The following is an 8,872-nucleotide window of genomic DNA, read 5'->3' as shown; positions in this document are numbered from 1 at the left end:
CTAGCGGTCCTCGGACGTCACCGCATCCGTCCCTGCCGTCCCTGGCCGCTCGCCGTAGGCATCCCCTGGAGTCAGGTAACCGCCAATCCCCAGCGTTACGAGTCGGGGATCCCGGGGCAAGCCCGGGATGACGAGGAGTCGGGACGCCGTCCAGGCTGAAGAGGTCTCGACAAGCTCGCCCGACGGTGGTTGAGCTTGCTCAACCCGAGGACGTCTCGAACAAAGAACGGCTCAGACGGCGGCGAAGCCGTACCACCAGACGACGGCAGCGAGACCCATCACCGCGATGCCGAGCAGGCCGTACCGCTGTTGAGCGGGCAGCTTGTCGTGACCGAGCGGGGCGCTGGCGACGGCGGCGACCGGGGGCAGCAGGACCAGGGCCGTCCACCACCACCAGTCCCCCACCGCAGCCATCAGCAGCAGGGGCGAGTAGCCGGCGACGTACGCGACCCAGAACCAGATGCCGAGCCCGCCGATCGCGCAGGCCGGCAGCAGCGCGAGCGCGTAGCCGGCCATGCCGATCAGCACCATCCAGCCCAGACCGCAGCTGGCGTCGTCGGTGGGACACAGCACCGGCAGCAGGGCGTTCCCGATCGCCAGCGCGATGCCCGCACCGACCAGCGCGGCCAATGCGGCGAGCATCGACCAGGCGGCCCGCTCGGCCAACTCGGAGCCGATCCCGCGATGGGTGGCCCGCACGCTCACCGGCCGGGTGACCGGTTTGGCCTTCGGCCTGGCCGCGGGCTGCGGCTTCACCTCAGCCGGACGCGGCTTGCCCACCGTCGCCGAGCGTGCGGCGATCTCACGCTCCCTGCGGGCGCGTTCCGCCTTGTCGAGCCGCTTGGCCAAGTCAGGCCTTCAGCAGGCTGCGCAGCACGTACTGCATGATGCCGCCGTTGCGGTAGTAGTCGGCCTCACCCGGGGTGTCGATCCGGACGATGGCGTCGAACTCCTTGTCGTCGGCCTTCACGTGCACGGTCTTCGGCGTGGTGCCGTCGTTGAGCTCCTCGATGCCGGTGAAGGTGAACGTCTCCTCGCCGGTCAGCCCCAGCGATTCGGCGTTCTCACCCTCGGGGAACTGCAGCGGCAGCACACCCATGCCGATCAGGTTGGAGCGGTGGATCCGCTCGTAGCTCTCGGCGATGACCACCTTCACGCCCAGCAACGCGGTGCCCTTGGCCGCCCAGTCACGCGACGAACCCGAGCCGTACTCCTTGCCTGCCAGCACCACCAGCGGGACGCCGGCCGCGGCGTAGTTCTGCGCCGCGTCGTAGACGGTGGTCACCGGAGCGTCATCGACGGTGAAGTCACGGGTGAAGCCGCCCTCGGTGCCCGGCGCCAGCTGATTGCGCAGCCGGATGTTGGCGAAGGTGCCGCGGATCATCACCTCGTGGTTGCCGCGCCGCGAGCCGTAGGAGTTGAAGTCCTTGCGGGCCACGCCGTGGTCGGTGAGGTACTTCCCGGCCGGGCTGTCGGCCTTGATCGAACCCGCCGGCGAGATGTGGTCGGTGGTCACCGAGTCACCCAGCTTGAGCAGCACCCGGGCGTCCGCGACATCGGTCACCGGGGCCGGTTCGGCCGGCATGTTCTCGAAGTACGGCGGCTTGCGCACGTAGGTCGAGTCGGCGTCCCACTCGAAGACCTCACCGGTCGGAGTGGGCAGCGAGCGCCAGGTGTCGTCGCCGGCGAACACGTCGGCGTAGCGGCTGGAGAACATGTCCGCCGAGATCGAGCTGCTGACCACCTGCTCCACCTCTTCGGTGGAGGGCCAGATGTCGCGCAGGTACACCGGCTTGCCGTCCGAACCCTCGCCCAGCGGCTCGTTGAGCAGGTCGATGTCCATCCGTCCGGCCAGCGCGTAGGCGACCACCAACGGCGGGCTGGCCAGGTAGTTCATCTTGACGTCGGGGTTGATCCGGCCCTCGAAGTTGCGGTTGCCCGACAGCACCGAGGTGACCGCGAGATCGTTGTCGTTGACCGCCTGGGACACCTCCGGGATCAGCGGCCCGGAGTTGCCGATGCAGGTGGTGCAGCCGTAGCCGACCAGGTCGAAGTCGAGCTTGGCGAGGTACTCGTCCAACCCTGAACGGGCGTAGTAGTCGGTGACCACCTTCGAGCCGGGCGCCAGGGACGTCTTCACCCACGGCTTGCGGGTGAGCCCCTTCTCGACGGCCTTCTTGGCCAGCAGGCCGGCGCCGATCATCACGCTGGGGTTGGACGTGTTGGTGCACGAGGTGATCGCCGCGATGGTCACCGCGCCATGGTCCAGGTCGAAGCTGGTGCCGTCGGCCAGGGTGACGTGCGTGACGTGCGAGGGGCGGTCGTGCACAGCGGACGCCACCGCGCCGTAGTGGTGCGGCTCGGGCGATCCGTCGCCGCCGGCGTGGCTGGGAGCGTCCGAGGCCGGGAAGGTCTCGGCGACCGCTTCGTCGTAGCCGACCTCGTCGTCGCCGACGTAGTCGCGCAGCGCCTCGTTGAAGCCCTCCTTGGCCTCGGCCAGCAGCACCCGGTCCTGGGGACGCTTCGGGCCTGCGATGGAGGGGACGATGGTGCCCAGGTCGAGCTCCAGGTATTCGGAGTAGCGCGGCTCATGATCGGCGTCGTGCCACAGTCCCTGGGCCTTGGCGTAGGCCTCGACGAGCGCGATCTGCTGTTCGTCGCGTCCGGTCAGCCGCAGGTAGTCGGTGGTCTTGGAGTCGATCGGGAAGATCGCGATGGTGGAGCCGTACTCGGGGCTCATGTTGCCGATGGTGGCCCGGTTGGCCAGCGGCACCTCGGAGACGCCGGGCCCGTAGAACTCGACGAATTTGCCGACCACCTTGTGCTGGCGCAGCATCTCGGTGATGGTCAGCACCAGGTCGGTGGCGGTGGTGCCCTCGGGCAGCTTGCCGGACAGCTTGAAGCCGACCACCCGCGGAATCAACATCGACACCGGCTGGCCCAGCATGGCCGCCTCGGCCTCGATGCCGCCGACGCCCCAGCCGACCACACCCAGGCCGTTGACCATGGTGGTGTGGCTGTCGGTGCCGACGCAGGTGTCGGGGTAGGCCTGCAGCACGCCGTTGACCTCGCGCGGGAAGATCACCCGGGCGAGGTGCTCGATGTTGACCTGGTGGACGATGCCGGTGCCGGGCGGGACGACCACGAAGTCGTCGAAGGCGCCCTGGCCCCAGCGCAGGAACTGGTAGCGCTCACGGTTGCGCTGATACTCGAGTTCGACGTTGCGGGCGAAGGCGTCCGGGGTGCCGAACAGGTCGGCCACCACCGAGTGGTCGATCACCATCTCGGCCGGCGACAGCGGGTTCACCTTGTTGGCGTCACCACCCAGTTCTGCGATCGCCTCGCGCATGGTGGCCAGGTCGACCACACAGGGGACGCCGGTGAAGTCCTGCATGATCACCCGGGCCGGGGTGAACTGGATCTCGCGGTTGGGTTCGTCGGACGGCTCCCACTCCCCCAGCGCACGGATGTCGTCGGCGGTGATGTTCGCGCCGTCCTCGGTGCGCAGCAGGTTCTCCAGCAGCACCTTCAAACTGAATGGCAGATTGTCCGAGCCCGGCACCTGGTGCAGGTCGAAGATCTCGTAGTCGGTCCCGCCGACTTCCAAGGTGGTCCTGGCGCCGAAACTGTCCTTGCTCATGCGTACCTCCTTGGATGCCCACGGGATTTATCTCGATGTCGAGATATTACCGCAGCCGTTCGCGTTCCGCCAAGCCTAGTGCTGTTGGCCCTCGCTCACACCGGGTGGACGATCGCGACCGCCTCGATGTGCTGGGTCATGCCGACCATGTCGGCTGCAGACGCGGGGACGGTTCTTTTCGTCCCACATCCGGACCGAAGTGGACCGCGGGGACGGTTCTTTCGGTCCACAGCCACTCTCGTCCCACTCGCGGCGCCAAGGTGACCGGAAGAACCGTCCCCCCCGTCCCACTCCCGGGTCAAAGTTGGGACGAAAAGAACCGTCCCCCCGTCCCACTCCCGGGTCAAAGTTGGGACGAAAAGAACCGTCCCCCCGTCCCACCGTTGCCGGCCCTCCGGCGCGGGTGGGGTCAGGACGGGTGCAGGACGGCGACGGCTTCCAGGTGCTGGGTCATCCCGAACAGGTCGAACGCTCTGATCGAAGAGGCGGTGTAGCCGGCCTCGGCAGCGATGCCGAGGTCGCGGGCCAGCGCGGCCGGGTCGCAGGCGACATAGGCGATCGCTCGGGGTCGCAGCCGAGCGATGGCGGTCATCACGGCGCGGCCGGCACCGGTGCGCGGCGGGTCCAGGACGACGAGGTCGGCGCGTCCGGGCAGCCGGGGCAGCGTGCGTTGGACATCACCGGAGAAGAAGGACGCCTCCGGCACGTTCCGCTTCGCGTGCCGGATCGCCGCCTTGCTGCCCTCGACGCCCCAGACCCGGCAGCCGGCGTCCACCAGCGAACCGGCGAACACGCCGACGCCGCAGTACAGGTCGAAGGCGCGCTCGCCCGGCTGTGGGCGCAGGCCGTCCAGAACCGCGCCGGTGAGCACGTCGGGTGCCGCCCGGTGCGACTGCCAGAAGCCGTCCAGATCGACAGTGAAGTCACGCGCCCCGACCCGTTGCGTCACAACGGCTCGGGACGCCGGCGAACCCGCCGCGACCAGCCGTCCGCCCTCGAGGCTGACCACCCCCAGGTACTCGTCCGGCTCGTCAACCGGCGACCGATTCCGGCCGCCGCCACGCTCACCGGGCGTCACAGTCGCCGAATCGGTCGCTGTTTCACGGAGGTACAGCGGCAGTGCGGGATCGGCCAATCGACAACCCTCGGACGGCAACGGCACCACCTCGTGCGACCGGTGCGCCCGCAACCCGAGCCGTCCCTCGGCACTAGCCACGAAACGCATCCGGCAGCGCGACCCGAGTAGGGGGCCCACCGGCTCGACCGCGCCGTCCCAGTCGATCCCGGCCAGCCGTTGCAGCTGTTCGGCCAGCACCCGACGCTTCCACTCCAGCTGGAAGGACGGCTCGACATGCTGCAGGTCGCAGCCGCCGCACCGGCCGGCGACCGGGCAGGGCGGGGTCACCCGGTGCGGCGAGGCGTCCAGGACGTCGACCGCGTCGGCCCGGGCGAACCGCTTGGTGACCTCGGTGATCCGCAGCCGCACCCGCTCACCGGGCAGCGCATGCCGGACGAACACCACCCGGCCGTCGACCCGGGCCACGCAATGCCCGCCGTGGGCGACCGGCCCGACCTCGACCGGACCGGTCAGTTCGTCGGCCTGCACGTCACTCCGACCTCATGTGCTGCCCGGAACGCACCGACCCGGTGCCCGGACGCCGCCAGGCCGCCGGGTTGTCCCGCTTGGCCCGGTCGATGGCGTACCTCGACGACGCGAGCAGATAGGGCACCGAGGTGACCATCACGCCGGCCATGAAGTTCAGCCGCGCCTTCAGGATCAGCGCCGTCTGGTTGTGCAGCACCTGCTCCCACCAGTGCCCCACCACGTATTCGGGAATGTAGACGCACACCACGTCGCGCGGGTTGTCCGAGCGGACCTCCTTGACGAAGTTCAGCACCGGCGAGGTCACCTCGCGGTACGGCGAGTCGATCACCCGCAGCGGCACCCCGAGGTCTTCGGCGTGCCATTCGTCGAGCAGTTCCTTGGTCTCGTCGGGATCGACCGAGACGGTGACCGCCTCGATCGAGCTCGGACGGGTGGCCTTGGCGAAGTTCACCGCCCGCACCGTGGGCTTGTTGATGCCGCTGACCACGATCACCGCCCGGACCCGGCTGGGCAGCACGTTGCGCTCGCCCTGTCCGACGGCGATCTCGGCCTCCACCTTGCGGTAGTGGGTGTGGATGGAACGCATCATCACGAACAGGACGGCCATCGCGAGGATGGCGATCCAGGCGCCGAGCAGGAATTTCACCGCCAGCACGATGCACAGCACGATGCCGGTGCAGCTCAGGCCGATGGCGTTGACGATCCGGGACTGCTTCATCTGCCGGCGCACCCGGGGATCGGTCTCGGTGGCGAGATGCCGCGTCCAGTGCCGCAGCATGCCTGCCTGGCTGACGGTGAACGACACGAACACGCCGACCACGTAGAGGTTGATCAGCGCCGTCACCGAGGCGTTGAAGGCCAGCACCAACCCGATCGCGGCAGCGGCGAGCAGCAGGATGCCGTTGCTGTACGCGAGCCGGTCACCGCGGGTGTACAGCGCCTTGGGCAGATAGCCGTCCTTGGCCAGGATCGAACCGAGCACCGGGAAGCCGTTGAAGGCGGTGTTGGCGGCCAGGAACAAGATGATGAAGGTGACGATGATCACGAAGTAGAGGCCGGGCGCGAAGTTGTCGAACACGGTGTGGGCGAGCTGTCCCATCGCGGTGCCGACGTCGACATGCACCACCTTGCCGTTGGAGACGAAGTGGCTGTGGCCGTCCGGATCGACCAGCTTCAAACCGGTCAGGTTGGCGAGCAGGATGATGCCGCCGAGCATCGACACCGCCACCGAGGCGAGCAGGGTCAGCGTGGTCGCCGCGTTGCGGCTCTTCGGCTTGCGGAACGCCGGGACGCCGTTGCTGATCGCCTCGATGCCGGTCAGCGCCGCACAGCCGGACGAGAAGGCGCGAGCCAGCAGGGCGATCATCGCGAACCCGACGAACGGGTCGTAGACCGCCGAGCCGATCACTTCGAGGTGCTTGCTGGGCGCCTCCAGGTTGTCGCCGAAGACGAAGATGCGGACCAGTCCCCACCCCGTCATTCCCAGCACGGCGATCATGAAGCCGTAGGTGGGGATCGCGAAGACGGTGCCCGACTCGCGCACGCCGCGCAGGTTCATCGCCATCAGCAGCAGGATCAGGCCGGCCGCGACCAGACCCTCGTGACCGTTCACCCAGGGCAGCAGCGCCTTCGCGTTCTGGACGCCGGACGACGTCGACACCGCCACCGTCAGCACGTAGTCGACCAGCAGCGCACTGGCCACGGTCAGGCCCGCGGTGGGCCCGAAGTTGACCGTGGCCACCTCGTAGTCGCCGCCGCCGGAGGGGTAGGCGTGGACGTTCTGCCGATAGGACAGCACCACGATCAGCATGACGAAGGCGACCGCCACCGCGATCGGCCACGAGTAGGCGAAGCCGACGACGCCGGCCATCGACAGGGTCAGCAGAATCTCGTCCGGGGCGTAGGCGACCGAACTCAGTGCGTCCGAGGCGAAGACCGGCAGCGCGATCCGCTTCGGAAGCAACGTCTCGCCGAGCTGCTTGCTGGCCAGCTTCCGCCCGACCAGCAGCCGTTTGACGGCACCGGTGATGCTCACGTCCGCTGACTATATGCCGGGTTGGACTCGATCGTTCACGCGGCGGTGCTCCCTATACTGAGCGGCGGGCAAATCGGTCGTTCACAAGTGCCCTTTCAGGCGGCACGAGGCAGGAGGCACGGTCGTGCACATCGTGATCATGGGTTGCGGCCGCGTCGGGTCGTCCCTGGCCCGCAGTCTGGAGCGGCGCGGCCATTCGGTGGCGGTGATCGACGCCCTGCAGGACGCCTTCCGCCGGCTCGGGCCCACCTTCCAGGGCAAGACCGTCAAAGGCATGGGTTTCGACCGGGGCGTGCTGATCAAGGCCGGCATCGAGCGGGCGGACGGCTTCGCCGCGGTCTCCAGCGGCGACAACTCCAACATTCTCGCCGCCCGGGTGGTGCGCGAGACGTTCGGCGTGCACAACGTGGTCGCCCGGATCTACGACGAGGGCCGTGCCGAGGTGTACGAGCGGCTCGGCATCCCGTCGGTCGCCACGGTGCGCTGGGCGTCCGACCAGGTGCTGCGCCGGCTGCTGCCCGAAGGCGCCGAACCGCAGTGGCGGGACCCGTCCGGCTCGGTGCGGCTGTCCGAGATGCATGTCAACGCGGGCTGGGTGGGCACCACGATCGGCGTGATGTCGGCGGCGGCGCACTGCCCCATCCCGTTCCTGATCCGGTTCGGCGTCGGCCAGGTGCCGACCGAATCGACCATCTTCCAGGACGGCGACCTGCTCTATGTCGCCGTGCACAAGGACCGCGAGGCCGACGTCGAAGAACTGTTCGACGCCCCGCCCGCACAGCACTGAGAGGCACGGACATGCGCGTGGTGATCGCCGGAGCCGGCAACGTCGGACGCTCCATCGCCCGGGAGTTGATCGGCAACGGGCATCAGGTACTGCTGATCGATCGCGATCCGCTGGCGATCAAGACCGCCAGCGTGCCGGACGCCGAATGGCTGCTCGCCGACGCCTGTGAGCTGGCCTCCCTGGAGGAGGCCGAGCTGGAGACCTGCGACGTGGCGATCGCCGCCACCGGCGATGACAAGGCCAACCTGGTGCATTCGCTGCTGGCCAAGACCGAGTTCGGGGTGCCGCGCACGGTGGCCCGGGTGAACCACCCCAGCAACGAGTGGATGTTCGACGACCTGTGGGGCGTGGACGTCGCGGTGTCCACGCCGCGGTTGATGTGCGCCCTGGTCGAAGAGGCGGTGACGGTCGGTGACCTGGTCCGGCTGTTCAGCTTCCGCGGCGGCCAGACCAACCTGGTCGAGATGACCCTGCCGGACACCAGCCCGCGGGTCGGCGTCCGGGTGGGCGATCTGGACCTGCCCGGCGACGCCGTCCTGGTCGCGATCATCCGGGACGGCACGGCCCGCTCCCCGGAGCGCGACGGTGCCGTCGAGGCGTCCGACGAGTTGCTGTTCGTGGTCGATCCCGACTACGAGGCCGAGTTGGCGCACTACCTCAGCCCCCGCGGCCGCGCCGCCCTGGTCGGCGTCCACAACTGAGACTCTCCGCCGCCGGTTGAGCTTGTCCCCACCACCGCTGGTTGAGCCTGTCGAAACCCCACCACCGCTGGTTGAGCCTGTCGAAACCCCACCACCGCTGGTT

At 68.7% G+C, this 8,872-nt stretch carries 6 protein-coding genes; 2 read left to right on the top strand and 4 right to left on the bottom strand.

Translation table 11 applies throughout. The features are described 5' to 3' along the window. Positions 1–231: 231 nt before the first annotated feature. The 4 genes from Q0066_RS07985 to Q0066_RS07970 all read right to left on the bottom strand — a co-directional run bounded on the left by Q0066_RS07985 (position 232) and on the right by Q0066_RS07970 (position 7,281). A complete protein-coding gene (locus Q0066_RS07985) occupies positions 232–849 on the bottom strand; it encodes a hypothetical protein (protein ID WP_298131801.1) in 618 nt (205 codons plus the stop codon). A 1-nt stretch (position 850) separates the two neighbouring features. Continuing rightward, on the bottom strand, positions 851–3,640 hold the full coding sequence (locus tag Q0066_RS07980) for an aconitate hydratase (RefSeq protein ID WP_298131798.1): 2,790 nt from the start codon (positions 3,638–3,640) through the stop codon (positions 851–853). Between the two features lie 409 nt (positions 3,641–4,049). Continuing rightward, complete coding sequence (locus Q0066_RS07975) at positions 4,050–5,246, bottom strand: class I SAM-dependent RNA methyltransferase (protein WP_298131797.1); 1,197 nt, start codon at positions 5,244–5,246, stop codon at positions 4,050–4,052. A gap of 1 nt (position 5,247) precedes the next feature. Further along, entirely contained in the window at positions 5,248–7,281 is a 2,034-nt protein-coding gene (locus Q0066_RS07970; RefSeq protein ID WP_298131796.1) for an APC family permease, read from the bottom strand. Between the two features lie 139 nt (positions 7,282–7,420). On the opposite strand from Q0066_RS07970, the gene Q0066_RS07965 reads away from it, so the two are divergent. Together Q0066_RS07965 and Q0066_RS07960 are read left to right on the top strand one after the other, a co-directional pair. Then, complete coding sequence (locus Q0066_RS07965) at positions 7,421–8,068, top strand: TrkA family potassium uptake protein (protein WP_298131806.1); 648 nt, start codon at positions 7,421–7,423, stop codon at positions 8,066–8,068. Between the two features lie 11 nt (positions 8,069–8,079). Continuing rightward, on the top strand, positions 8,080–8,769 hold the full coding sequence (locus Q0066_RS07960) for a TrkA family potassium uptake protein (RefSeq protein ID WP_298131793.1): 690 nt from the start codon (positions 8,080–8,082) through the stop codon (positions 8,767–8,769). Positions 8,770–8,872: the final 103 nt, after the last annotated feature.

The organism is Micropruina sp., assembly GCF_027492755.1.
Taxonomy (GTDB): Bacteria; Actinomycetota; Actinomycetes; order Propionibacteriales; family Propionibacteriaceae; genus Micropruina.
This window is presented reverse-complemented; position numbering and strand designations above follow the sequence as displayed.

Excerpts from the sequence above, each read along its gene's own strand:
- Q0066_RS07965 (WP_298131806.1), top strand. The coding sequence starts at position 7,421 with ATGGGTTGCGGCCGCGTCGGGTCGTCCCTGGCCCGCAGTCTGGAGCGG.
- Q0066_RS07960 (WP_298131793.1), top strand. The coding sequence starts at position 8,080 with ATGCGCGTGGTGATCGCCGGAGCCGGCAACGTCGGACGCTCCATCGCC.
- Q0066_RS07980 (WP_298131798.1), bottom strand. The coding sequence starts at position 3,640 with ATGAGCAAGGACAGTTTCGGCGCCAGGACCACCTTGGAAGTCGGCGGG.